A 22,943-nucleotide genomic window follows, 5' to 3' on the forward strand; every position below is an offset into this window, starting at 1 on the left:
ACCAAGGAAGAAGTTCCAGTGAAGGTTAACGTTATTGAACAATCAGTACCAGGTGATGCCCCAAGTTACGATTTACCAAGCTTACCAATAACGGATGTGATTACACCGTTAATTCCGGACAAGACACCAGTGCATGATACAACGTCCTTGACAGATGGTGAAAAAGAAGAAGTAACTGGTAAGGTAACCGAAGTTAATAACTTCCCAGATGGAACAAAGGTAGAAGTAGATAATGACGGTACAGCAACAATTACCTACCCAGATGGTTCTCAAGACACTATTCCGGGTACTGATTTGGTAACTGAAACAGTTACAGAATCTGGTCAAGATGGTTCTCAAAACATTATCCCAGGGACAGACTCAGAAGTTGAAACGCCAACAAGTTCTACTAAAGCTGGCACTTCAGACAAGGTAGTCATTAACGTAGCTAACAAGCCAGTAGTTCAACCTGAAGAAAAGGCCAAAGTAGCAGTAAATGCAAGCAAAGAATTGCCACAAACAGGAGAAACCCACGCTGATGAAAGTACTTTAGGTTTAGTAGCCTTAGCTGCTGCCGGAGTATTATCATTCATGGGCTTAGGTAAAAAGCGTGAAGACTAAGATTTAGGCTAGTCCTTAGTTTTAGATGTATAATTAAATAAAAAGAGAGGTTAAATTTAAAAGTTTAGCCTCTTTTTGTATTTAAGTGGGGCTATCACAAATCCTGTGTGCACCCAATTTTAAGGAATCTAAGAAATTATTTGATTTTCTTAGATTCTTTTTTTCGTTCCACGCGATAATTTATCTGAAGAATTAATCTTTTTCTTAAATGGTCAAGGTTTGTAATCCCAAAACCTTCTAGTTCAGTTAGCTTGATACGGCGGTTAATTCCTTCTATACCACCATTGTTAAATTGTTGGTACTCTTTTGAACAGGCATTTAAAACACCTTGCTTGTTAGTTTTAGAGGTAAGTGTGTGTAAAGCTATGATAATATAATTGTCTAATTTACGTAACTTTAGAGGATAATCACGATTTTTATTTTCTAAAGTCCATCGACGACGAGCGTTAATAAGATTTTGTTTTAATTCCTCAAATTTATTGAAAAAACGTGTTAAATTGAGAACATCGTGGTTAATAATGTAGTTATGAATACGATGAACAATTTCATAAGAAAGGAAGAGTTCATCGTTAAGAGTTAATGCTTCACTGACAATTTGTGCGTCTGTAAGAAATGTTTTAAGATTTCGACGATACTTAGGAATTTTGTGATCTAATAAAGCATAGCCAACCAAGAAAAGTTTCCAAAAGCACTTAAAAATATTGTACTCATAAGTAGAATGAGGATATTGTTTCATTACCCGTACTCGTTGCTTATTAAAAGTTCTATTAAGCATTTGGATAATGTGAAAACGATCAATAATAAGTTTGCATTAGGGAATAGTTTTTTAACTAAGGAAGCATAACTTGCGTTCATATCGACTGTAACTGTTTTTACTTGGCAACGTACTTTAAAAGAATAACGTTTAAAATATCCAAGAATTATTCACTAATGACACGTTGGTTAACTTGGTTGGAGATATTTTTATATTTTTTGACAAGTTCAGGGGATTCTTTTTGAAAAGATTTACCACATTTTAGACATTTTGCCCTTTGTTTATGTAAATTAATACGAAGAGGTTTAGATGGATCAGGTGAGAGGCAAAAGACCTTATTTGTGGTGTAACCATGATATTCAACATCACTAGAACCGTAACGAATACAGTTAGGACGTTTACCAAAAGTGGCGATAGCTTCAAGAGTGATACATTGCTTTTGTGAATTATTAGCCAAACCAGTAAATTTTAGGTGTAAGCATATAGTTTTTCTCGGTAAAAATTAATTAATAAGAAACCAAAAATTGTAAACATAAATTAATAAACCTATGTAAAGAATTATTAAAACTTTGCATAGGTTTATTTTATTGCAATTGGAGGTGAAATAGATGATGAATGACCTATATAACTTAATTTTAAAAGGTGGATTGAGAAAATATAAGTTTACTAACAGCAAAATAAAACCCATAGATTATTCAGAGGATATGAAAGGATCAGTTTTTGCATTTAGAAGTAAAGAATTAATGCAAGATAGTAAAGGATTCATTATAACTTCAGAAGAAGCGGTTAGTGAACAAAAAGAAATAACCCACTGGACACCTAATATTTACCGATATGGTAAATACGTAGACAATAAAAAAATTATTGTTAAAGGTCATGAAGAAAAAAACCTTAGACAGATCAATACATTTGTAGTTGATATTGATGATAATACGATAACTGAATCCGAGATACTATTATCATGCTATGATATGGGCTTTTTACCAACAATAATCATGAAAACACCAGGTGGATATCAAGTTTATTTTGTATTAGATAAGCCTGTATTCATTACTGCTAAAAGTAATTTTAAAGCTATTGAAGTTGCTAAAAAAGTATCTAATCAGCTAAGAAAATCACTAGGAGAAACTTTAAGAGTAGACACTAAGTGTAATCATTTTGGGATTTTCAGATTTCCTCAAAAATCTAATATTGTCTTCTTTGAGAAAAGTTATCTTTGTAATTTTGCAACTCTAATTAATTGGAGTATGAAAAAAGAAGATAGTCCGAAGAAAACTAAGATGAAATTGGTAAAATCATTCAAACAAGTAGATGAACCCTGGTTTAACTTACTGTTAAATGAATCAGACATTAAAGGTGAAAAGGGGACAATGGGACGTAATAATGTTGTATTAACATTATCGCTTGCTATGTATGCTTCTGGAAGAAGTAAAGAAAACTGCTTGTATAATCTGACAGAATTTAACTATCGTCTTGAAAATCCTTTAAGTGATAATGAATTAGAGCGTACTGTTAATTCAGCTTACTCAGGAAAATACAAAGGAGCTTCAAAAGCTTTTATAACAACTTTATGTACAGAATGGGTGAATAGAGATCTAAAAAGCTCAGATTTATTTTCTACAACTGGTTGGTATAAATTTGCTAAACCTAGAGAAGAAAGAGTTAGAAGTCATTATGAAGAATGGGTTGAGGATTTAGAGCAATTAATAAATGATAAAACAAACGTTAATCAGCCATTCTTAAGAATAAAAAGGCAGGAGCTAATTGATAGGTTAGGAATAGCCAATTCAAGCTTAACTGCTTTATTTAAGAGATTGAAGGCTACCAATAAGATTAATGTACAAACAATTAGAGGACGAAATGGTGGAGTAATTTTAGCTTTAGTTAAGAACATATTGATTAATCAAATTAAGAATCATCATAAGCAGGCTAAAAAGGCATTACAAGAGTATCTAGGTATTAATTTAGATACTCTAAAGAATGTGAATCAATCGAAGAATGATTATCAAGAAATCACCTTAGATACAGGGTGATTAGTTAAAAAAATAAAATTACCACTCTGCCATAACATATATATCTATGATGATTCATTGGAGGGGATATAGTGCTAAATAGTAATTTAACTAATGTTGTTGTTGTTAAGTTCTTAAAGACTGCTAGAGGAAAGAAACATAGAGGGAAATTGTATCTGTATTCTAAACCTTATTATTTCAAAATTTCTCCTAAATTAGTTACAGACTTGATGATTAATCAAGTGGTTTTGGTAAAAGATATTAGTGGAAAAGAAGTGTATGCCGTAGTACAGGAAATGTTGTCTTTACCACCCAAACAGATGAGAATACACAAACCTGTACTAAAAGTGATAACTTTATCCTTTGATTTTGAAAATGCAACTTTAAAGAAAATCAAAAAAAATAATCATAAAAACAAAATGGAGGATTAACAATGAGGTATCTACATAAATTTACTGTTATAGTACAAATTTTAGGAGTCATTTTAGGAATATGTTGTATTCTTATAACAACTAATTGGGACAAAAATATAAATATGTACTCTAATCAAAAATATACTGAGGAAAATTATGAACAAATAATTTCGAAGAAGAATCCAGAAAACTATAATCTTATTTTTTATAAAAAAGGTTGCCCTTATTGTAAAGCAGCTAAAAAAGACATATTAACTTACCAAAAAGGTTCTAAGTATATGACATTTTTTATTGATGTTGATAGTAAAGTTGGAAGAAATTTGGTAAGTGCATATAGTGTGAGAAAGGCTGCAACAGGTATCACTTTTAGAAAGGGTAGAGTTAATAGATACTTATATGCACAAAAAGTAGGAGATACGTATGAGAGTAAAAAGTCGGTCTTAAAAGTTATTTTTAGAGAATAGGCAGGTAAGGGGGATATAGATAAATGAAGTATGTAATCTTTAGTTATGCAACCTTAGATAATTTAAAAGATAAGAATGGTCAAGATTTGATTTTCGAAAGTAAGGCAGCTTGTTTTAGATATTTACAAAAGAAATTTAATTTTGAAGAAAGTAAATCTAACAAATTTAATACTAAGTATGAAAGTCCATTGAAAATTAATAAGCTAGAAGAATGATATTGCTTTAAGTAAGGGAGGATAGCTGATGGGAGAAATAGATGAGTTATATGAGAAATATGATTTCTATACAGCTTGTTATTTGACATATCAGGGACAGGAAAGAAAAACATATACGTTTAAAGTTGAGAAGAGTAGAAATAAATTAGTCAATATTGACGTTGGTAGTATATGTGAAGCATTTTATCAAGTAGAAGGAAATGTTATTCCAATCTTATCCTTTATCAAGATAAGGAAAAAGATTGTTACTAAAGATAAGTTCAGACGTGATTATCGTCAAAGTTTAAATAGCGATATTCCTATTTTGACGATAATAAAACCAGAAACAGAATTTGATATTGATGAATATAATTTAGTAAAAAAAGAATGGAAATCTTTGCTTAAATTGAATAACGCAAGTAGTAAGAGAGACCTGATTAATGATAAGCCATTTTCAGATAAATTTACTCTATATAGTCAAATTCATATTTTAAGTCAAAATGGGTATTCACGTAAAAGTATCGCTGAAAATCTTGGTATTCATAGAAATACAGTTAGTAGATATTTGAAGATCAAGTCATACTCTGAATTAGAACTTCTAGATAGCAAAAGAAGAAAAACAAAATTAAGTGCTTTTCGAGATTATATATTGGATTTGCAATTGAAAAGTCCACAAATTACAGGAAGTGAAATTTATCATAGACTTCAAAAAATGGGATATGATGGATCAAAAAGAAGTGTATTAAATTTTTTAAAAGAAAATAGAAATTAAATTTTTAGCAATGCACATTTTTATTTTCATAAAATGCACATTGAAACTTGCATAAAAGATATCTAAAAACACTGTAGTAATAGGGTTTATATTTAAATAATGCACAATGTAAGTTGCACACTATGCACAAGTTTATATTCAATAAAGTGAAGAAAATATTATTTGTTTTTTAAATATTTTTAGAGAAAATTAAGGAGCGTGTATGTAATTTGAATTTTTTTATAAAGATTTATAATGTTATGAAACCAACCTTAGAAAAAATATCATCTAGATACAAAATAATTCATGAGTATTTACATCAGCATGTAATTGGCAGAAAGAAGATTATATTTTTTAGTTTATTAAGTATATGGTTAGCTGTTCTAGTAACAGGAGTTATATCACCTAAGCAACAAAGATATTCTAAGAATCAATTGGAAACAAACCAAACTTTTGGAAATGGTACGGGTGAAGTAAATTTAGTTTCTCAAACTTTTTCTAAAAAGAATAAGATTATTTTACTAAAATTTGAAACAGTTGATAAAACTAGCGATATTGGTTCGGGAATAAATCCTAATAAACTGAAATGGAAATTATATGTAAAAAATAGAACCTCTAAGAATATGAAGATGGAGGTTATCCCTACTGTAGATAATAGAATTATAGTAGTAGTTAGAAATGTTGATCCTGGATTCCAAGCATTAGCTGTTGATATAAAAAACAAAACAGTAGACACTTCTCAAGAAGATCCAACTCTTAATGTTGCAGATAACAATAGTAGTAGTTCTCCATCAGTGAAAGAGAAGATAGATAACAATGATTTACAATTTATAGTAGCTGAAAATAGCGATAATTTAAAAAATAAAAGAGTCAAAAATCTAACAAGAGAAGGCTTTGCAGTAGAAGCGATAAATAAAGAGATAAATAAACAAAAACAAGAAAAGAAGAGAATAGATACTTTAGTTTCTAATCTACATCAAGCTATTAAGGATAATAATAAGAGCATTGCAGATTTAGAAAGTAAAAGTAAATATTTAACGGATAGTCAAGAAACTAATAACAAACAAGATATAGATAGTTTGAAAGCTGATAACAGTCAAAAAGAGCAGCAAATAGAAACAGCACAAAAAAGTTTGAAAGAGTTAGATCAAAGACTGAATTTATTATCTAAGCAAAAGCAAGATATTAAATCAGGGAAATTCAAGTTTGACGATTCAATTAAAACATATGATTTAAAGTAATGAGATAAGGAAGGTAGATACCAATGAATAGAGTAAAAGAAAATTTAGACAAAATTGAAGAACGAATTAACAATAAGAATGATGAACTTCGTAAGTTAAGGCAGGAGAAAAAAAGAATAAAAGACGCCTATCTAGTTAAAGTAGGTCAACAGTATATCAATTTATTAAAACTAACTAATCCTGAAATTGAATATGAGGAAGTTGGGGATTATTTAGCTAAGAAAATTATTGAAGTCAAGAATAAAGAAAAGAAAGTTAAAGATTCTAAGAATACTAATGGAAACTTTGATTTATCAACTTCTCAAAATGATTTTAATTAAGAAATTTTTTAGGTGGGAATGATCGTGATTTTTAGAAAAAAGGCAGTACCATCTGCAGAAGAAAGCTATCGAGAGGCAGTGAAGGAATTTAATAGGGAACTTAGAGAACCAGGATTAGGATTCACCATTTTTTTGGTGATTATGATTGCTTTTTTTGTTACAGAATTAAATACCAATAATTACAATAAACAACAAATCGAAGTTAAGTCTTATGTTAATACTAATTTAGAAACCGGTGACTATAAGCCTGAAACCTATGAGCTTGAAACTGTAAATGGAAAACATCTGACGGTTACTGCAAAATTAACAAAAGGCAAAAAGTTACCTACAAAAAAACATAAAGAAGGTTCAAAAAAAGTAGTTTTAATTACGTATATTGGTGGAAAACCAGGAAAGTTTAAATGGTACTTTGACCTACTAAGTAGATACTCCTTAAATCCTCAGCCACAAATAATTGTAACTAAATATGTAGAAGATTAATAAGTTAGAAAGGAAGATAAGAGTAATGGGTTTAGAATTAATTAAAAATACCCTAATTTTCGTAGGAGAAATTATTTTATCTGGAGCAATGTTTTTCTGGTTAGGCTACACAGCCCATCAAAGTACGAAAATTAGAGACAAATTACACGAGAAAAAATTAGCAGAATTAAATAATTCTTTTCCTATGATAAGGGTTAGACTCGTGACTAAAAGTAGTGATGAGAGTCAGATAACTGATAACAGTAACAGTGATAAACAAGCGAATATCATTAATGATATTAAATAATTCATGGTAGCCAAATAAAAAGAATAGAGTTGAAATAAGTGAGTTAAAGATTAGATTTATTTTAATTAAAAGATCTTCAAAAAACACCTTAAAATATACGTTGATAAGGTAGTAATACAGTATAGAAACTAATAGAAGAATAATATCTAAAAAAGAAAGTAATTTTATAGATAAATTAAAACTAGCGATAAATAGAGGACTATCAACAAAACTACTGGACGGCACTAATTTTGAAACTACAAGATTTATATCTGATGCAAGTGGTATACGTATAACTGCTAATAACAAGCAGATTAAAGATATTTTTTGTAAGAAACGTACTTTTTCGATATCCATATCTGTAAGTATTGCAAAATTTTTAAAAAATTTAAACATATCGGAGGCTCCTTTTGTATATATTGTATGGAATATTAGGGATATTTATAGCGATTTTTGACATATGTATGTTTATTTGTGGTCAAAAAGTTTACCACAAACATTATCTCGATAATACGAGAATTAATCAAGAAGAAAATGGTGAGAGTATGTATAAAATTATTGAGTTAAGACTAAAAGAAAAAAATATGAAACCTCGTGAATTAGCTAATAAGGCAGGTATATCAACAGGTACATTGAGTGATTTGAAATCTGGAAGACTAAAGAAGCCATCTTTTGAACTATTAGAAAAAATTGCTGATGTTTTAGAAATGGATATGAATGATTTTAGAAAAAATGAGGGGGATAAGGGGTAAATGCACAAGACTAATTTAAGAAATAAAGTTAATCACTACTTACAAGTTTTCTTTATATTTTTCTTTTTACTCCAGTTGAGTGTGCAATGGAATTTTGGATTTGCTGCATTAACAGCTTTCTTTATAACTTTAGAAGTTCATTATCAATTTGAAACAATAAAGGATAGAAGTAATAGAAGTCAAAAATTTTAAATGAGGTAAATTAGATGAATAATGAAGAAAAGAAACGTTATAAAATTGTTAAAGCAATAATTGAAGAAATAGAACAAAGTGGAATTGGTGTAGAATATCTTTCGGTTAAAATACCTAATGTAGAAGGGCCGATAATAATGTTTGGTAAAGATGAACACGACCCATATATAACACTTGGAAAGTTAATGAAGGTAATATGCAAAATAAGTATAAGTTTAGGTTTAGACATGAGTGAGGTATTTAAAATATTAGCGGATATCTACAATGAAGAATATAGAAAAAAGAAAAGGTAAAAGTTATTAATATGTTAGAAATATTAAAAATAACTGTCGAAATAGTAGTGAGTCTAATATTGTTAGTTGAAGTTAGAGTTATTTTAAGAATCGCAGTAATGAATTAATATATTAAATTAGTTCATGAGAGTAAGGTGTAGGAAATGAAAAAGGGACAAAAAATCAAATACAAAGATAAATATTATTTTATACAAGCGGTCATTAGACGTAAGCATAAAATGTCAATTTTAGTTAAAAAGTTTGATAATACACACATTGAAATTCCAATAGAATTATTGGAAGAATGCTAGTTATACATAGTTTTGAAGTATAACGTATGAATGATAAAAGCCTTGTATTAGTGTAATTTGAAACTATCACACGTTTTGAGGACGTGACAAGGCATAGCAAAGTTAAGCTGTTCTTTGCAAAAAAAAGCTCTATTGGCTTTTAAAAGTTACGTCAAAAAAACAGCACATATAATCTCCTTGATTAATACATTAAAGCCCTAGATCCACATGATTTGAGTAGGTTACTTGTTTTTGAAAGCAAGCTAGGGTATAGGCAAGATGTAGGATTGATTATAATTTATATTTAGTCAAAATTCAGTCAAAAAAATAGTAATGGCTACATCTTGCTGAACTAAAGATTTTGGATAGTAATGCCATTAAGTATTACAGTCCTACTATTTTTTAAATACAGGTTGCAAGGGAAAATAAAATTTGAGAGGACGTGAAACGACCTCACTTGCATATAATATTTCCGTTGTCTATACCTTGCAACAAGCCTTGTATCCACATGATTTGAGCTGGTCTTACGTTTTGAGGACGTAGCAAGGCATAACATGAAGTCGTTAAAAAACGGCTTTTTTATTTTGCCTAAAACCTTGTCTTCTACGGCGAGAAGTGTTAGTTCCGACCTCCTCCAACACTAACTAAACCCGCAAGCGGGAGGACTCCATTCAACTACGTTTCATTGCAAATGCACTTGATAGCATATCTTAATCAGCATTACAAGGCAATCTAAAGCGGCAAGCCGTCCTGTGTAATGCTACTTAAGGTATGCTACCAAAGAAAATGTAAGCTACATTTTGATGAGGTGAAATAACATGAATAATAGTGTATATGTAAACGATAAAACAAAAAAATTCTTTAATGTGATAAATAATGAAGATTATGGGTATTTTGAAATTAACATTTTAAAAGATGAAGGTTTTCATTTTATTGATTATTTTGATAATAAGGAAAAGAAAGCTATTTTAGATGAGATACACAGTTTATCAGTAGTAAAAATGATTAAACTGTTGAAAAAACTAGAGAATAAATGGAAACTTATGAAGAACTATCGGTTTAATCTAATGGAATCTAAGCTTGAATATTTGCAAGAATATTATGATGAACCTGGCTATGAAATGGAATTTGATCAAGAAGACTTTTTATCATGGTTAAAAGAAGATTATCTACCAGACTGGTTTAATAGTATAGACTATGATGATTTAGACATAATTCTTAGTTTTTTAAAAGAAAATACAGATAACTTTTATTATGAATTTCTAAGAGGATATGCTCAAGGTGATTATTGTTATGTTTGGAGTAATAATATTAACAATCAATGGAATCCTGACAGAGAATACATGGAGGATATTGCTTACAGTTCCTGGGTTAGTATTTGCGAAAGTAATGAAGAAGGAGAAATTGGGGAGGTGATAGAAGATGTACCAGGTTATTACTTAGCTTATGGTAGAGAAGATATTTATTTGAGTAAATACATGCAGAAAAAGTATGGTGCAAGACTAGCTAAAGAAAATATTTTGTATTATTAGGATTTTTAATGGGGAGAGTTGATAAATGAGTGAAACGATCGAATTAAATAATATTGCTCCTGAACAAATTGAAAAATTAATAGATAGATATGAGAACAAATATTCATTTGATACTAATTGTTTTGTAGATTTTATTTATTATGGAGTAGATGAAAATATATTGGGTAGAAATCCTAAAAAATATACCATCATATTAAATGAAGAAGATAGTTATAAAATCATTTTGACCAATGATAGTGATGTTTGTAATGAATGGTACGATAAACACTTTAAAGAATATATGGATAGGTAATAATAATGAAATATGCTGTGATAATTCTTGTTAAAAATAGTAGTGAAAATATTATTATTTTATTTGTACGCCAAAAGTTGTACAATAGTAGAGAGGTGAGTGATATGGAAAATGGTAGAATTAATACTAGAATTAATAGTGATATTAAAATAAAAGCTGAAAAATATTTAGCTGAACATGGATTAACTTTATCTGAATTTGTAAGAATAGCAGTTACAACTGTTGCTAATAATGGTTTACCTAATAATTGGGGGATTCCTTCACCTGAAATCAATCAATCTATTTTAGAAATGGTAGATGATTTAAATGATCCTAAGCTGAAACGAGCAAATAGTTTATCTGAATTGGAGAGCTTATTAAATGAGTGAGGTTATTCCTACATCTAGTTTTAAAAAGCAGTTTAAAAAAGTTAAGAACAATCCTAGATGGAAAAAATATTTAATGGTAGTTTACCATTTAGTAATAAAAGTTCTTGGGATTATGTGATTAGTTCTTTTTTAAATGATACAGAATTGCCAGAGTATTTTTATGAGCATAAGATTACTTTAACAAAACAAGTAAAGAAACAAATTAAACAGCGTTTAAAGAATAAAAACATTGAAGTTGCAGGACTAGATTTACATTTTGATGGTCACAACGGAGATCATCTATTAATATACTGCAGAATTTCAGAAGAAAAGTTAGTATACTTACTAGCTATCGGTACACATAGTGAGTTATTTTAAAAGTCGTTGAAGAACGGCTTTTTTATTTTGCCTAAAATTCTATCTTCAACGGCGAGAAGTGTTAGCTCCGACCTCCACCTACACTAACTAAACCCGCAAGCGGGAGGACTCCATTCAACTACGTTTTCATTGCGTATGCACCTGATAGCATAGCTTAAGCAGCATTACAAGGCGATCTAAAGCGGCAAGCCGTCCTATGTAATGCTACTTAATCTATGCTACCAAAGAAAATGTAAGCTACATTTTGATGAAAGGTTAGGTAAATCATTATGACAACATTAAAAGAAAGACAAGAACAACATGCATTGAAATTAGTAGAAATTATTACAGGTAAGAAACATAGTATCGAGCAACTAAAAGAAAACGTAGAAATCACGAAAGAATTTATAGATGTGTTCAATTTAAAGTTGGCTGATAAATTAAGTTCCGAAGGTAATTTATATTATGCTTGTCAGACGGGCTTTCCGTTCTTCAATATTTATGTAGTTTCTAAATATGAAGAAGATTTTGAAGAAGAACTGGCAAATGCTAAAGAAGGTTATTTGTGGGCATATGTTTATAATTACGACAACCCAGGGCTTTCAGAATTTGGAACTATTAAAGTTGATAAAGATTTAAATAGAATTTACTAGAAAAGGAATGAGTGAAAATGAGTTGGTTAGAGTTTGTAACAGTTTTAGAAAATGCAAATGTAGGTATTAATGAAGATAATATTTGTGAGTATGAAGATGAGATATTTAACCATGTTCTAGCAAATTTTGACAATACTTTTCCCAAAGGAATTCTTATTCAACAAGAATTAGTGATTAATAAAATCAAGTTAGAGATAGAGTTTCCAGTAATACAGGGGGAGTTTGATACAGAACCCGGGAATATAAAAATTTTAAGAATTAATGGTAACAGAGTAAGTTAATTTTAAGGAAAAGTAAGGATACGCTATGAATGTAATGGATATTTTAATTAAATTGGATATTGAAGAAATTAAATATTTGCAGAAAAACAGGGAAGAAGTAAAACAACTAAGGGAATAAATTATTAAAGTAATATTGATGGTTTATTAATTCAAATTCAAGGAGAATAACGTTATAATGAATAGTAAAGAGAGAAAAAGGCTAAGTGAAGAAAAATGGCGAAAGGCAACATTTAAAGACGGTGTAATTTTTGCTTGGGTAGTAGCAGATAATGAAGATATTTGTTTGAAGTTATTACAAATAATTTTACCAGAACTAAATATTGCTAATATTGTTAAAATTCGAAATGAAGATAGTCGAAAGAAAAATAAAATTTTTCATGGAGTTAGGTTTGACGTTTTTGCCGAAGACGAACAAGGCAGAATGTATGATATTGAAATGCAGATTGCCAACAATCATGATTTAGGACAGAGAATGTCTTATTATCAAAGTAATTTAGTCAGTCGTTCTGTTCGCCAAGGACAATCATTTGTCAGTAAAGTTGACACTTATGTTATCTTTATTTGCGATTTTGATTTTGGAAAGCAAGGTTTACCCAAATATACAACGAATCTAGTTATTAACGAAACAGGCGAAGTAATAGATAATAAAGAACATAATATTGTCTTAAATATCAGAGCAAAAGATTTTTCAAGTCTAGGCTATGAAGTAAATGCGTTTTTGGAATATGTAAAAAGTAATAAAATTAGTAATCAATTAACCAAGAATATTGATGATAAAGTAAAAGAACTTAAGAAAAGCACAGAAAGGAAGAAGAGTTACATGGTTTATGAACAAGAATTATTAACAAGAGAATATTATGCTGAACAAAAAGGCTTACAAAAAGGCTTACAAAAAGGTAGAGAAGAAGGAAAAAAAGAAGGAAGAAAAGAAAATATTATTGATTCTATCAAAAAATTAGATAGTCAAGGATATGACAAAAAACAAATTATTGATAGTATTACAGCTGTAACAGCTTTTACAGCAGAAGAAATTAGTCAATGTTATGATGAAATCATGGTTAAGTAAATAAATATGTGAGTAAAAAGTCGTTAAAAAAAACGACTTTTTATTTTACCTAAAATTTCATCTTCAACTGCGAGAAGTATTAGCTCCGACCTCCTCCTATACTAACTAAACCCGCAAGCGGGAGGACTCCATTCAACTACGTTTTCATTGCGTATGCACTTAATAGCATAGCTTAAGCAGCATTACAAGGCGATCTAAAGCGACAAAGTCGGCCTATGTAATGCTACTTAATCTATGCTACCGAAGAAAATGTAAGATATATTTTGATGAAAGTAGGTAATAAACATGAGTACAAATGCAATGATTTTTAAAATGGATAATAACAAGGTAAGGGGAATTTATTGCCATTGGGACGGATATCCAGACTATGTAGGAGCCATTTTAAGAGACTCTTATCAAAAACCTAGTAAAGTTGATAGTTTAATCAATTTAGGTGAAATTTCATCTTTAGGTGATGAGATATCTGTACACCCATTTGTAAAAAAATATGGTTTTGAATATTCAATGAGTGTGGAATACAAAAGACTAAGCGAATATGAGAAACAAGCCTTAAATAGTGAGCTACAAGAACATACACTAGCCTATCACAGAGATAGGGGAGAAGATTTAAAAATAATGGAAATGACCGTTGAAGAATTTAGTAACAAATTGAAGAATGATAATTTCCCATATTCAGGGCCTGTATATCTTTATTTAATGAAAGCTAATAAACTTAATCAATATGAGTGGGTTTATAGTGAACTAGAGTTTTTTGATGAGCTAGATTATCAACTTTTAGGCAATGAATTTTGCAGTAGAGGTTCGTACTGGTCTTCTTTCAAAACTTTATAAATTTAGTTGTTAGATAGAAGTAAGGGAGCTGCTATATTATGGCAACTCCTTTTTATTTTTCCTAAAATTTTATCTTCTACGGCGAGAAGTGTTAGCTCCGACCTCCTCCTATACTAACTAAACCCGCAAGCGGGAGAACTCCATTCAACTACGTTTTCATTGCGTATGCACCTGATAGCATATCTTAAGCAGCATTACAAGGCGATCCAAAGCGACAAAGTCGGCCTATGTAATACTACTTAAGATATGCTACCGAAGAAAATGTAAGATATATTTTGATGAAAGTAGGTAATAAACATGAGTACAAATGCAATGATTTTTAAAATGGATAATAACAAGGTAAGGGGAATTTATTGCCATTGGGACGGATATCCAGACTATGTAGGAGCCATTTTAAGAGACTCTTATCAAAAACCTAGTAAAGTTGATAGTTTAATCAATTTAGGTGAAATTTCATCTTTAGGTGATGAGATATCTGTACACCCATTTGTAAAAAAATATGGTTTTGAATATTCAATGAGTGTGGAATACAAAAGACTAAGCGAATATGAGAAACAAGCCTTAAATAGTGAGCTACAAGAACATACACTAGCCTATCACAGAGATAGGGGAGAAGATTTAAAAATAATGGAAATGACCGTTGAAGAATTTAGTAACAAATTGAAGAATGATAATTTCCCATATTCAGGGCCTGTATATCTTTATTTAATGAAAGCTAATAAACTTAATCAATATGAGTGGGTTTATAGTGAACTAGAGTTTTTTGATGAGCTAGATTATCAACTTTTAGGCAATGAATTTTGCAGTAGAGGTTCGTACTGGTCTTCTTTCAAAACTTTATAAATTTAGTTGTTAGATAGAAGTAAGGGAGCTGCTATATTATGGCAACTCCTTTTTATTTTTCCTAAAATTTTATCTTCTACGGCGAGAAGTGTTAGCTCCGACCTCCTCCTATACTAACTAAACCCGCAAGCGGGAGAACTCCATTCAACTACGTTTTCATTGCGTATGCACCTGATAGCATATCTTAAGCAGCATTACAAGGCGATCCAAAGCGACAAAGTCGGCCTATGTAATACTACTTAAGATATGCTACCGAAGAAAATGTAAGATATATTTTTGATGAAAGCAGGTAATAAATATGGAACGCTTGAAATTAGGTGGTGTAGCTGGTCGCCATGAAATACCAGAAGTCGTAGGTTTTGTTTTAGATAAGGTTGAAGATCCAGGAAATATCAATAAAATAACAGCTGATGTAATTGCTAGCTTAGACAAGCAAGATTTAAGTCAGGGGCTAGATTTATACGTAACAGGTTTAACATCTGTTACTGTTGCAGTGATTAAATACTGTTTTGACAATCATATTCCGTTAACTTGTTTCCATTTTGACGTGATTACAAAAACATATATACCGCAAGTAGTCTTATAAAAAGAGGTGTAAACGATATGAGTTATGAATATGAAAGTTATAATAATTTAAATCAATTGAAGAAAATAGATCCTAAATTAGCTGATGAGTTAGTTTGGTATGCTTGGAATAAAGAATGGAAAAACGAAAACCTTATGGTTTTTCCTAATGGTGTTGAGTTTGCTAAGTATGAGTTAGAAGATGGTTGGTATGTAGGAATAGGGCTAAAAAAAGAAAACACTGATTATAGAGGCGCACCTAATCCATTTAACTATATTGATTATGAGAGATTAGCAAATGATTTAATTGAAAGTTGGGACAGATCATTACATTATGAGAGCAATGAAGGGAAAATCGTACTTACATCATACAGATTTTAAAGGAGAAAGCTAAATATGAGTTATGAGTCAACAGTATACGATAATTTAAGTGAGTTAGAAAAAGCAGAAACAAAGTTAGCACAAGAATTAGTAGAGTATGAAGAAAGTTTTGAAAAATACAGGAGTCAAGAGTGGAAAACAATGGCTATCGAAGTTTATCCAACTAGAGAAGATTTTGCTAAGGGTCAAGGCGAAGATGAAAGCTTGGCTGATGGTTTAATTGAAGAACTAGACGAGATGTACAATTACGAAAGCCCAGATGGTCGAGTAATACATACAGAAGGTGCATTTTATATTTAACTATAACAAAAATTAAGGAGAGAGTATTATGGCAAATATATCAACAGCATTTGGAAGAATGTATATTGACAGAACATTTTATGAAAAAAATAGAGAATTAATAGATAACTGGATTGATTTTTACCAAACTCCGCAAAAATATGAATGGTATGGTTTTTCTTACGTAGAAGTAGAAGAATTAACAGAAGATGAGTTATGGTTGAGATTTAATGGAGAAGGTCGCTGGAACTGGGCAGATACATTGAAGTATGTATTTGCTAGTGATGATTTTGAAAGTCAATTTAATCCCTATAAAAAGCAATTGACACAAAAACTATATGAAGCTAGTCAAAATATATTAATGGAATACGTGGATTATGAACCAGGTTATGAAATATTAGTTGAAAGAGAGGTTAATTTACAAGTTGAAAAATATAATGATAAGTACGAAACAAGTATGGTAATAAATTATGATATTGATCTAGAATATAACGATTACAATAAAGTTATGTGTGGAGTAGAAATAGGTTACAAGTTAGATGATTTAGAAGAAGTAGAAGCATTGCAGGAACATTTAATGGCATTTTACGAAGAAAATAAGGAAATGATACGAGAAAAAAATTTCAGATCATTTAGTAAAGATGTTATGAGATACATCAAAGAAGACAAAAAATTAAATAAAGGAATATGTGTATTTCGTCTAAATGACGATCCAGGTATGTTTCTAGAAGATATGGAGGAAAGTTTAAAGATTGCATAAGATATTTTATTTAAAGAGCTACTAAGCTCTTTTTATTTTACTCAAAATTCTATTTTCTACGGCGAGAAGTGTTAGCTCCGACCTCCTCCAACGCTAACTAAACCCGCAAGCGGGAGGACTCCATTCAACTACGTTTTCATTGCGTATGCACCTGATAGCATATCTTAAGCAGCATTACAAGGCAATCTAAAGCGACAAAGTCGGCCTATGTAATACTGCTTAATCTATGCTACCAAAGAAAATGTAAGCTACATTTTAAAGGTAGGGAGTAATTTATATGAGAAGATTTATAGATACAATCAACAAAGAGATTTTAGTAGTCGTGGAAGAAATGGATTTTGCAGATAATTTTGCATGTAAATTAAATAGTCAAGGTGTGTATGTAGTTACAAATGAATATCCTAGTTATTCAAGTGGTGCATTTGGAGATATATACAGTGCGGTTATGGATATTATAAATAGTGCTGGAAAAATGGAATATTATGATTATTTCGTTCAACCAAGTAAGGAAAAATTAAAGGAAGTATGGAGTAGATATAACCATAATCAGAAAAATAAGCCTTATGACGAAAAACTAGCAAGAAATTTTTATTATGAAGATTGCCTTAGTGAAGTATTAACTGATGATGACCATGATTTTTTACAATGGTTAACTAACAAAAATAAGGTTTTTACGTACATTACAGTAACAGATGGTTGGGATTTTGTAGATTTAATCGAATACCACCCACAACGCAAGAAAAACAAATTATTAGCAGATATAGATTACTTAGAAAAAGTATTTTTTAATGAATGGTACACATTAGTTACGGAAGATTTTAGAGTTGAAAAAGAGAAATTTAGCTTAAATAACGAATCTGAATTAACTCAATATATGTTAAATAAGTATCACGCAGTAGAAATTCCTGAAATAGATATTAAAAAGGTAGGCGAGTGAAAATGACAAAATTAGAAAAGGTATTACAAACTCTAAATAACAACGGTGTAACACTCTTAGAATTTTACGGTTACAGTACAAAAGATGAAGATTTTGAACAAGATCAAACGTATCAAGAAGAATATAACTTTTTATTTGACCTTGTTGTCAAAAAAATTGAAAAAGATTTAAATAAAGGTTTTATCGAATATGGATTAAGTCTAGTGTGGTTTTTAGCAAATAAAGACAATACTTGGTGTGTCTTACTTAGGACGGATAATAATGATTATTATATCCAAATTAACGATATTCTAACTGGAAGAAAATATTTAGAACAAATTCAATAAAAAGGCAGGCAATAAATATGATTACGGTAAACGAATTACAAAATTTCTTAGAAGATAATGAAAGACAAATTTTAGCAATGGATCGCATGAATTTATTGAAGATTAATGCGATTGATGAAGAAACTGGTGTAAATATACCAGGGATAAGTTACATTTGTTGTGTAGATTGGCCTGTAGGAGTAACACCATTTAGCCAATATAGCTGCAGTGATGGAACAGATTTATTAGGTATTTACGATAAGGAAAATAAGAAGCTTTATCACAAGAGAATAAATTCACTTATTTTAAATGATGAATTAAAAAGTGTTGTAGATGGAATAGGATCTATTAATTTTAAGAATCTTTATAGGTTAGTTGTAAAAGAAGTTGATAATATCCTACAAAAAGAATACCAATCCCTAAGAGTTCAAAAGCAGATTGAAAATTACAACTATAAAAACAGTGATTTTAAGGAATCCTTTATAGAACAAAGAATTGAAATCTTTTTTGAAAAAGGTATAAAAGTTTATGGAGAAACAAAAGAATATGAACTTAGGTTAACAGCGTATGATTACGCAAAGCTTATTAGTGACAAAAAATATGCGAAAGATTTGGCTATGAGATATTTATTTAATAAACCTGAATACAGAGATGTAACAAATTTTGAAGTAAATATTGAAGCTTATATCTACAGACAAGCAAAATTAAATTTCTACAGAAATATTAATTTAAATGATGATGACAAGAAATTGTTGAGCCTTTTCAAAGGAATATCCGAAGCTAATAATGCTCGTACTGTAAAAATTGAATATCAACAAGGCAATAAATCAACTGAAATAACAGTAAATGTAGATGAAATTAGACGAAGATATGATCATTCTGATGGATACAGTTTTAGTGAGTATGTAATTACGACAATGAAAGCAACAGATAAATTTTATAAAGATTTTAAAGATGAAGAAGATAATCGTTTGGGGCATATCTTGCTTAAGGGTATTAAAAAAGTTAAATATGGAAGAAAGGTATTATTTGAAGAAAAATAAATCAATTAATAAAGGGCTACTAAGCTCTTTTTTATTTTGCCTAAGATTCTATTTTCAACGGCGAGAAGTGTTAGTTCCGACCACCTCCTATACTAACTAAACCCGCAAGCGGGAGGACTCCATTCAACTACGTTTTCATTGCGTATGCACTTGATAGCATATCTTAACCAGCCTTACAAGGCGGTCTAAAGTAGCAGAGCTATCCTTGTAAGGTTGTTTAAGCTACGCTACTTAAGAAAATGTAAGATATATTTTGATGAAAGGTCAGGTAAATCATTATGACAACATTAAAAGAAAAACAAGAACAACATGCTCTCAAGCTGATAGAAATCATTACAGGTAAAAAGTACGATATCAAAGAATTGAGAGAGAATGAAGAAATTACAAAAGAATTTATAGATGTATATGATACACGACTAGCTAAAAGATTAAGTTCGGAAGGGAATTTATATTACGCCTGTCAAACAAGATTCCCATTCTTCAACATTTTTGTAGTATCTAAGTATAAAGAAGATTTTGAAGAAGAACTAGCAAACGCTAAACAAGGCTATTTGTGGGCATATGTTTATAATTACGACAACCCAGAGCTTTCAGAATTTGGAACTATTAAAGTTGATAAAGATTTAAATAGAATCTACTAGAAAAGGAATGATTAGAAATGAATTGGTTAGAATTTGTTACTACTTTAGAAAATGCAGATATTGGTATCACAGAAGAAAATATATGCGATTATGAAGATGAAATATTTAATTATATACTAGCAAATTTTGATAGCACGCACCCTAAAGGCTCAATAGTTAAGGAGACGTTGATAATTAATAAAAATAAAATAGAACTAGAATTTCCAGTAATACAAGGAGAGTTTGATACAGAGCCAGGAAAAGTAACGATTTTAAGAATTAATAATAAAAAAGTAGGTATGTAATGTATGGTGTAAAATTAAATAAGGTTGCTGCAAAAATTGTAGTAGCCTTTTTATTTTGTCCCAATTTCATCTTCTATAGCGAGAAGTGTTAGTTCCGACCTCCTTCTACACTAACTAAACCCGCAAGCGGGAGGATTCCAGTCAACTACGTTTCATTACAAATAAAAAAAGCCACTGGACTCTAAAAAGTCTAATGGTTAGGAAACATAAAAATAATAATAAAATAATAATAAATCGCTAAATACGATCTGGTACTACACACACATATAGTATACAAACTGTATACTAAAAAGTAAATAAAATTTTATTTTGTTAGCTTTCCGCAGAGTAATATCTATTAGTAAAAGTAGTAGCTCATTTGTTACATGAAGTGGGAAAGCTAGTTACAGACGGCAAGCCTTGAAGGACAAAATTTCATACGATTTTTTATTGGGATTTTTGGCAAAATTTTGGACGGAAGTTGTGCAAAATTTCAGCCTTATTTTGAAAAAAATGAACAGAAAAATATACGTAAAGGAAGTAAAATTTTATGGAGAAAATGATAAAAAAGTCGGTCGAATATTTAGTGATTTTTTCGGTGAAAATTAGGACTAATTTTGGAAGAAAAATATGCTATAATTAACTAGCACAGAAGTTACATAAAGACGGTGGTGAACTATCTTTTTTGAAAAGAGGTGGTGCTTATGAAAGTGCTTATAGACTTCTTGAAGAAAGGAGGTTCACGTACGCCCTTGTTGCAAAACATAGGGATAGTTCTTTGGGGCTTGTCAGTGTTGATAGCCGTACCACTTATTAGCTTTCTACAGAGTAATATTCTGTTAGTGAAAGTAGTAGCTCATTTGCTACATGAAGTGGGAAAGTTAGTCGATGAATGGCAAGCTTTAAAGGACAAAATAAAAAACCGTCAGTAACTTTGGCGAGCCTGATGGTTTTGAAATAATATAAAGTTTGAAACTAGAGTTCGTCACCGTCTTTTAAACGGCTGTACAACGAGAGATATGTTAGTCGCATATCTCTTTTTATTTATAATTATATTATACGTTTTTTAGTATGAAAAGTAAACAGAGAAAGTCGTATGGATTTAGAGAAAATCAGGTAAGAAAAATACTCTACTTCATACGATTTTTTTATTGTGATTTTGGCAGAAATTGCAGTGAAATTTTATTGGATTTTGATGATAAAATTTAGACGAAAAGAAGCAATTTTTTGAAGAAGTTTGCACAAAGTTTTGGCTTTATTTTTGAAGAAAAAAGTGAACAGAAAATACACATAAAGGGAGCAAAATTTTATTGAGAAAATGACAAAAAAGTTGGACAAAAATTCTGCTATTTTTATCAAATGTGGAGAGAAGTTTTGGCATAAATTGTGGCTAGATTCTGGACTTCAATCAGGGATATTTTTGATGAAAATTGAAATCAAAATTTGTTGATCATTTTATCTGATTTAAGGTAAAAAATATCTGCTATTTTAGTTTCAAAAAGCTGCATATTCTGATGAGTTTTTGAAGCTAAAATGCTTACTTTTTTCTTTCGCTAAAGTAAAAAAGTAAGACAAAAAAGAAAGGCGTCTGTCAACATCACGAAATATAAAATTTCTATTTTTGACGATTTTCGAATAAATTGCCATTTTTAAGCCAATTTATTCGAAAAGAGCATAAGGGAAACTTCTACCAACTACGTTGGTAGCCTGATAGTATCAGGGTTTCCGTTGTCCCCAAATTTTCTCGCTACGCTACTAAGTACTACCACAGTATACTACCAAATACAACCATGATACTACCATTTACTACCATGTAATACTACCAAGTGCAACCATGATACTACTATTTACTACCATGCTACACAACCAAATACTACCACGCACTACCAAACACTACCATTGTTAAAATTGTATCACTACCATCTACTACCACTGTTTACTACCATTTACTACCTCTACACTGTTATTTACTACCATTCAATACAACCAAGTACAACCATGCACTACCAAACACTACCATACCTTAAAATGTAGCACTACCATCTACTACCACTATTTATTATATATTTACTGCTATTTACAACCACATAATACTGTTGTTTACTACCATGAATATTTAATATATTTTTTGACGAGTAAACGATAAAATTTCAGACTGTCAGTGTCATCAATTTAGCAATTTTTTTTAGAACTTTTAAAATGACTTTAAACTATAAAAAGTGAGAGTGATTTTAACAATGAAAATTAGTAATAAAGAGTTGAAAATTAGAGGACTTTCCTCAGAAGAAATTGCACAATTAGATATCATAGTAAAGAAGGAGAATTACAGTTCTAGGAATGAATTTTTATTGAATGAGATTCGAAAAGTGATTCAAGGAAATTATAAATCAAATGAAGAAGAAATTTTAACAACATATTTGAAAGAAATTATTGTTACTAATAAAGAGTTAACCAAAAACTTAAAACATGTGTTGGAATCAAAAGAGAAGTTATTAGACGAAATTGATAAATTATCAGAAAAATATGCCAGATTTTTAGAATATACAGATGAAGAGGGTAGAAATTAAG

At 30.1% G+C, this 22,943-nt stretch carries 34 protein-coding genes and 1 pseudogene; 33 read left to right on the forward strand and 2 right to left on the reverse strand.

Annotated features, from left to right (window positions below):
* The coding region (locus FC55_RS06475; protein ID WP_155512829.1) for an LPXTG cell wall anchor domain-containing protein at positions 1-600 on the forward strand (600 nt) is incomplete at its 5' end.
* A 136-nt stretch (positions 601-736) separates the two neighbouring features.
* Here FC55_RS06475 and FC55_RS06480 read toward each other — a convergent pair.
* Positions 737-1,455: pseudogene (locus FC55_RS06480) on the reverse strand (transposase).
* A 65-nt stretch (positions 1,456-1,520) separates the two neighbouring features.
* Positions 1,521-1,811 (reverse strand): hypothetical protein, encoded by a 291-nt coding sequence (locus FC55_RS09900; protein WP_003698968.1) that lies wholly within the window; start codon positions 1,809-1,811, stop codon positions 1,521-1,523.
* A gap of 151 nt (positions 1,812-1,962) precedes the next feature.
* Here FC55_RS09900 and FC55_RS06485 point away from each other — a divergent pair, with 151 nt between their 5' ends.
* From FC55_RS06485 to FC55_RS06640, 32 genes are all read left to right on the forward strand, one after another.
* Positions 1,963-3,387 carry a primase C-terminal domain-containing protein gene (locus FC55_RS06485; RefSeq protein WP_003698970.1) on the forward strand — a complete coding sequence of 475 codons (1,425 nt, stop codon included), beginning with the start codon at positions 1,963-1,965 and terminating at the stop codon, positions 3,385-3,387.
* A gap of 71 nt (positions 3,388-3,458) precedes the next feature.
* Positions 3,459-3,797 carry a hypothetical protein gene (locus FC55_RS06490; RefSeq protein ID WP_003698971.1) on the forward strand — a complete coding sequence of 113 codons (339 nt, stop codon included), beginning with the start codon at positions 3,459-3,461 and terminating at the stop codon, positions 3,795-3,797.
* Between the two features lie 2 nt (positions 3,798-3,799).
* Complete coding sequence (locus FC55_RS06495; RefSeq protein WP_003698973.1) at positions 3,800-4,243, forward strand: thioredoxin domain-containing protein; 444 nt, start codon at positions 3,800-3,802, stop codon at positions 4,241-4,243.
* 23 nt (positions 4,244-4,266) lie between these two features.
* A complete protein-coding gene (locus FC55_RS06500) occupies positions 4,267-4,458 on the forward strand; it encodes a hypothetical protein (protein WP_003698974.1) in 192 nt (63 codons plus the stop codon).
* 28 nt (positions 4,459-4,486) lie between these two features.
* Positions 4,487-5,209: a helix-turn-helix domain-containing protein gene (locus FC55_RS06505; protein WP_003698976.1), complete on the forward strand. Its 723-nt coding sequence runs from the start codon at positions 4,487-4,489 to the stop codon at positions 5,207-5,209.
* 209 nt (positions 5,210-5,418) lie between these two features.
* Positions 5,419-6,429, forward strand: a complete 1,011-nt coding sequence (locus tag FC55_RS06510) for a hypothetical protein (RefSeq protein ID WP_035149198.1) — start codon at positions 5,419-5,421, stop codon at positions 6,427-6,429.
* A gap of 23 nt (positions 6,430-6,452) precedes the next feature.
* The gene (locus tag FC55_RS06515) at positions 6,453-6,749 is read left to right on the forward strand and encodes a hypothetical protein (RefSeq protein ID WP_003698980.1); all 297 of its coding nucleotides are present in this window, start codon (positions 6,453-6,455) and stop codon (positions 6,747-6,749) included.
* A 24-nt stretch (positions 6,750-6,773) separates the two neighbouring features.
* A complete protein-coding gene (locus FC55_RS06520; protein WP_035149202.1) occupies positions 6,774-7,229 on the forward strand; it encodes a hypothetical protein in 456 nt (151 codons plus the stop codon).
* A 25-nt stretch (positions 7,230-7,254) separates the two neighbouring features.
* Entirely contained in the window at positions 7,255-7,515 is a 261-nt protein-coding gene (locus FC55_RS06525; RefSeq protein ID WP_035149205.1) for a hypothetical protein, read from the forward strand.
* A 389-nt stretch (positions 7,516-7,904) separates the two neighbouring features.
* On the forward strand, positions 7,905-8,246 hold the full coding sequence (locus tag FC55_RS10105) for a helix-turn-helix domain-containing protein (RefSeq protein WP_225356300.1): 342 nt from the start codon (positions 7,905-7,907) through the stop codon (positions 8,244-8,246).
* Positions 8,247-8,438: a hypothetical protein gene (locus FC55_RS06535; RefSeq protein ID WP_003698986.1), complete on the forward strand. Its 192-nt coding sequence runs from the start codon at positions 8,247-8,249 to the stop codon at positions 8,436-8,438.
* Positions 8,439-8,452: 14 nt separating this feature from the next.
* Entirely contained in the window at positions 8,453-8,731 is a 279-nt protein-coding gene (locus FC55_RS06540) for a hypothetical protein (RefSeq protein WP_003698987.1), read from the forward strand.
* Between the two features lie 1,087 nt (positions 8,732-9,818).
* Positions 9,819-10,532 carry a hypothetical protein gene (locus FC55_RS06545; RefSeq protein ID WP_003698990.1) on the forward strand — a complete coding sequence of 238 codons (714 nt, stop codon included), beginning with the start codon at positions 9,819-9,821 and terminating at the stop codon, positions 10,530-10,532.
* 25 nt (positions 10,533-10,557) lie between these two features.
* Positions 10,558-10,824 (forward strand): hypothetical protein, encoded by a 267-nt coding sequence (locus FC55_RS06550; protein ID WP_003698992.1) that lies wholly within the window; start codon positions 10,558-10,560, stop codon positions 10,822-10,824.
* Positions 10,825-10,928: 104 nt separating this feature from the next.
* Positions 10,929-11,192 (forward strand): type II toxin-antitoxin system RelB/DinJ family antitoxin, encoded by a 264-nt coding sequence (locus FC55_RS06555; RefSeq protein WP_035149398.1) that lies wholly within the window; start codon positions 10,929-10,931, stop codon positions 11,190-11,192.
* 57 nt (positions 11,193-11,249) lie between these two features.
* Positions 11,250-11,549, forward strand: a complete 300-nt coding sequence (locus tag FC55_RS10110) for a type II toxin-antitoxin system RelE/ParE family toxin (RefSeq protein WP_003698995.1) — start codon at positions 11,250-11,252, stop codon at positions 11,547-11,549.
* A gap of 269 nt (positions 11,550-11,818) precedes the next feature.
* On the forward strand, positions 11,819-12,181 hold the full coding sequence (locus FC55_RS06565) for a hypothetical protein (RefSeq protein WP_003698997.1): 363 nt from the start codon (positions 11,819-11,821) through the stop codon (positions 12,179-12,181).
* Positions 12,182-12,198: 17 nt separating this feature from the next.
* Positions 12,199-12,462 carry a hypothetical protein gene (locus tag FC55_RS06570; protein WP_003698998.1) on the forward strand — a complete coding sequence of 88 codons (264 nt, stop codon included), beginning with the start codon at positions 12,199-12,201 and terminating at the stop codon, positions 12,460-12,462.
* Between the two features lie 175 nt (positions 12,463-12,637).
* Complete coding sequence (locus FC55_RS06575) at positions 12,638-13,528, forward strand: Rpn family recombination-promoting nuclease/putative transposase (RefSeq protein ID WP_003699000.1); 891 nt, start codon at positions 12,638-12,640, stop codon at positions 13,526-13,528.
* A 285-nt stretch (positions 13,529-13,813) separates the two neighbouring features.
* Positions 13,814-14,359, forward strand: a complete 546-nt coding sequence (locus tag FC55_RS06580; protein ID WP_003699003.1) for a hypothetical protein — start codon at positions 13,814-13,816, stop codon at positions 14,357-14,359.
* A gap of 297 nt (positions 14,360-14,656) precedes the next feature.
* Positions 14,657-15,202, forward strand: a complete 546-nt coding sequence (locus tag FC55_RS06585; protein ID WP_003699003.1) for a hypothetical protein — start codon at positions 14,657-14,659, stop codon at positions 15,200-15,202.
* Between the two features lie 298 nt (positions 15,203-15,500).
* The gene (locus FC55_RS06590; RefSeq protein ID WP_003699004.1) at positions 15,501-15,788 is read left to right on the forward strand and encodes a hypothetical protein; all 288 of its coding nucleotides are present in this window, start codon (positions 15,501-15,503) and stop codon (positions 15,786-15,788) included.
* A gap of 17 nt (positions 15,789-15,805) precedes the next feature.
* A complete protein-coding gene (locus tag FC55_RS06595; RefSeq protein ID WP_003699005.1) occupies positions 15,806-16,147 on the forward strand; it encodes a hypothetical protein in 342 nt (113 codons plus the stop codon).
* A 15-nt stretch (positions 16,148-16,162) separates the two neighbouring features.
* Positions 16,163-16,447, forward strand: a complete 285-nt coding sequence (locus tag FC55_RS06600; RefSeq protein ID WP_003699006.1) for a hypothetical protein — start codon at positions 16,163-16,165, stop codon at positions 16,445-16,447.
* A 28-nt stretch (positions 16,448-16,475) separates the two neighbouring features.
* On the forward strand, positions 16,476-17,186 hold the full coding sequence (locus tag FC55_RS06605) for a hypothetical protein (RefSeq protein WP_003699007.1): 711 nt from the start codon (positions 16,476-16,478) through the stop codon (positions 17,184-17,186).
* Between the two features lie 277 nt (positions 17,187-17,463).
* On the forward strand, positions 17,464-18,123 hold the full coding sequence (locus FC55_RS06610; protein ID WP_003699008.1) for a hypothetical protein: 660 nt from the start codon (positions 17,464-17,466) through the stop codon (positions 18,121-18,123).
* A gap of 2 nt (positions 18,124-18,125) precedes the next feature.
* Positions 18,126-18,449: a hypothetical protein gene (locus FC55_RS06615; protein WP_035149211.1), complete on the forward strand. Its 324-nt coding sequence runs from the start codon at positions 18,126-18,128 to the stop codon at positions 18,447-18,449.
* Positions 18,450-18,466: 17 nt separating this feature from the next.
* The gene (locus FC55_RS06620; RefSeq protein WP_003699010.1) at positions 18,467-19,471 is read left to right on the forward strand and encodes a hypothetical protein; all 1,005 of its coding nucleotides are present in this window, start codon (positions 18,467-18,469) and stop codon (positions 19,469-19,471) included.
* Positions 19,472-19,749: 278 nt separating this feature from the next.
* Positions 19,750-20,112 (forward strand): hypothetical protein, encoded by a 363-nt coding sequence (locus FC55_RS06625; protein ID WP_003699012.1) that lies wholly within the window; start codon positions 19,750-19,752, stop codon positions 20,110-20,112.
* A gap of 17 nt (positions 20,113-20,129) precedes the next feature.
* Positions 20,130-20,396 (forward strand): hypothetical protein, encoded by a 267-nt coding sequence (locus FC55_RS06630; protein WP_003699013.1) that lies wholly within the window; start codon positions 20,130-20,132, stop codon positions 20,394-20,396.
* A gap of 731 nt (positions 20,397-21,127) precedes the next feature.
* Complete coding sequence (locus FC55_RS06635) at positions 21,128-21,307, forward strand: hypothetical protein (RefSeq protein WP_133174175.1); 180 nt, start codon at positions 21,128-21,130, stop codon at positions 21,305-21,307.
* A gap of 1,305 nt (positions 21,308-22,612) precedes the next feature.
* Positions 22,613-22,942, forward strand: a complete 330-nt coding sequence (locus tag FC55_RS06640) for a hypothetical protein (RefSeq protein ID WP_003699020.1) — start codon at positions 22,613-22,615, stop codon at positions 22,940-22,942.
* Position 22,943: the final 1 nt, after the last annotated feature.

The sequence above is a fragment of the Ligilactobacillus salivarius DSM 20555 = ATCC 11741 genome, from assembly GCF_001435955.1.
Lineage (GTDB): Bacteria > Bacillota > Bacilli > Lactobacillales > Lactobacillaceae > Ligilactobacillus > Ligilactobacillus salivarius.

Coding starts and splice junctions, on each gene's coding strand:
- FC55_RS06555 (WP_035149398.1), top strand. CDS start 10,929: ATGGAAAATGGTAGAATTAATACTAGAATTAATAGTGATATTAAAATA.
- FC55_RS06500 (WP_003698974.1), top strand. CDS start 4,267: ATGAAGTATGTAATCTTTAGTTATGCAACCTTAGATAATTTAAAAGAT.
- FC55_RS06605 (WP_003699007.1), top strand. CDS start 16,476: ATGGCAAATATATCAACAGCATTTGGAAGAATGTATATTGACAGAACA.
- FC55_RS06640 (WP_003699020.1), top strand. CDS start 22,613: ATGAAAATTAGTAATAAAGAGTTGAAAATTAGAGGACTTTCCTCAGAA.
- FC55_RS06505 (WP_003698976.1), top strand. CDS start 4,487: ATGGGAGAAATAGATGAGTTATATGAGAAATATGATTTCTATACAGCT.
- FC55_RS06515 (WP_003698980.1), top strand. CDS start 6,453: ATGAATAGAGTAAAAGAAAATTTAGACAAAATTGAAGAACGAATTAAC.
- FC55_RS10110 (WP_003698995.1), top strand. CDS start 11,250: ATGGAAAAAATATTTAATGGTAGTTTACCATTTAGTAATAAAAGTTCT.
- FC55_RS06625 (WP_003699012.1), top strand. CDS start 19,750: ATGACAACATTAAAAGAAAAACAAGAACAACATGCTCTCAAGCTGATA.
- FC55_RS06585 (WP_003699003.1), top strand. CDS start 14,657: ATGAGTACAAATGCAATGATTTTTAAAATGGATAATAACAAGGTAAGG.
- FC55_RS06535 (WP_003698986.1), top strand. CDS start 8,247: ATGCACAAGACTAATTTAAGAAATAAAGTTAATCACTACTTACAAGTT.
- FC55_RS06630 (WP_003699013.1), top strand. CDS start 20,130: ATGAATTGGTTAGAATTTGTTACTACTTTAGAAAATGCAGATATTGGT.
- FC55_RS06620 (WP_003699010.1), top strand. CDS start 18,467: ATGATTACGGTAAACGAATTACAAAATTTCTTAGAAGATAATGAAAGA.
- FC55_RS06550 (WP_003698992.1), top strand. CDS start 10,558: ATGAGTGAAACGATCGAATTAAATAATATTGCTCCTGAACAAATTGAA.
- FC55_RS06525 (WP_035149205.1), top strand. CDS start 7,255: ATGGGTTTAGAATTAATTAAAAATACCCTAATTTTCGTAGGAGAAATT.
- FC55_RS06570 (WP_003698998.1), top strand. CDS start 12,199: ATGAGTTGGTTAGAGTTTGTAACAGTTTTAGAAAATGCAAATGTAGGT.
- FC55_RS06545 (WP_003698990.1), top strand. CDS start 9,819: ATGAATAATAGTGTATATGTAAACGATAAAACAAAAAAATTCTTTAAT.
- FC55_RS06600 (WP_003699006.1), top strand. CDS start 16,163: ATGAGTTATGAGTCAACAGTATACGATAATTTAAGTGAGTTAGAAAAA.
- FC55_RS06540 (WP_003698987.1), top strand. CDS start 8,453: ATGAATAATGAAGAAAAGAAACGTTATAAAATTGTTAAAGCAATAATT.
- FC55_RS06575 (WP_003699000.1), top strand. CDS start 12,638: ATGAATAGTAAAGAGAGAAAAAGGCTAAGTGAAGAAAAATGGCGAAAG.
- FC55_RS06580 (WP_003699003.1), top strand. CDS start 13,814: ATGAGTACAAATGCAATGATTTTTAAAATGGATAATAACAAGGTAAGG.
- FC55_RS06485 (WP_003698970.1), top strand. CDS start 1,963: ATGATGAATGACCTATATAACTTAATTTTAAAAGGTGGATTGAGAAAA.
- FC55_RS06595 (WP_003699005.1), top strand. CDS start 15,806: ATGAGTTATGAATATGAAAGTTATAATAATTTAAATCAATTGAAGAAA.
- FC55_RS06615 (WP_035149211.1), top strand. CDS start 18,126: ATGACAAAATTAGAAAAGGTATTACAAACTCTAAATAACAACGGTGTA.
- FC55_RS06565 (WP_003698997.1), top strand. CDS start 11,819: ATGACAACATTAAAAGAAAGACAAGAACAACATGCATTGAAATTAGTA.
- FC55_RS06495 (WP_003698973.1), top strand. CDS start 3,800: ATGAGGTATCTACATAAATTTACTGTTATAGTACAAATTTTAGGAGTC.
- FC55_RS06590 (WP_003699004.1), top strand. CDS start 15,501: ATGGAACGCTTGAAATTAGGTGGTGTAGCTGGTCGCCATGAAATACCA.
- FC55_RS06610 (WP_003699008.1), top strand. CDS start 17,464: ATGAGAAGATTTATAGATACAATCAACAAAGAGATTTTAGTAGTCGTG.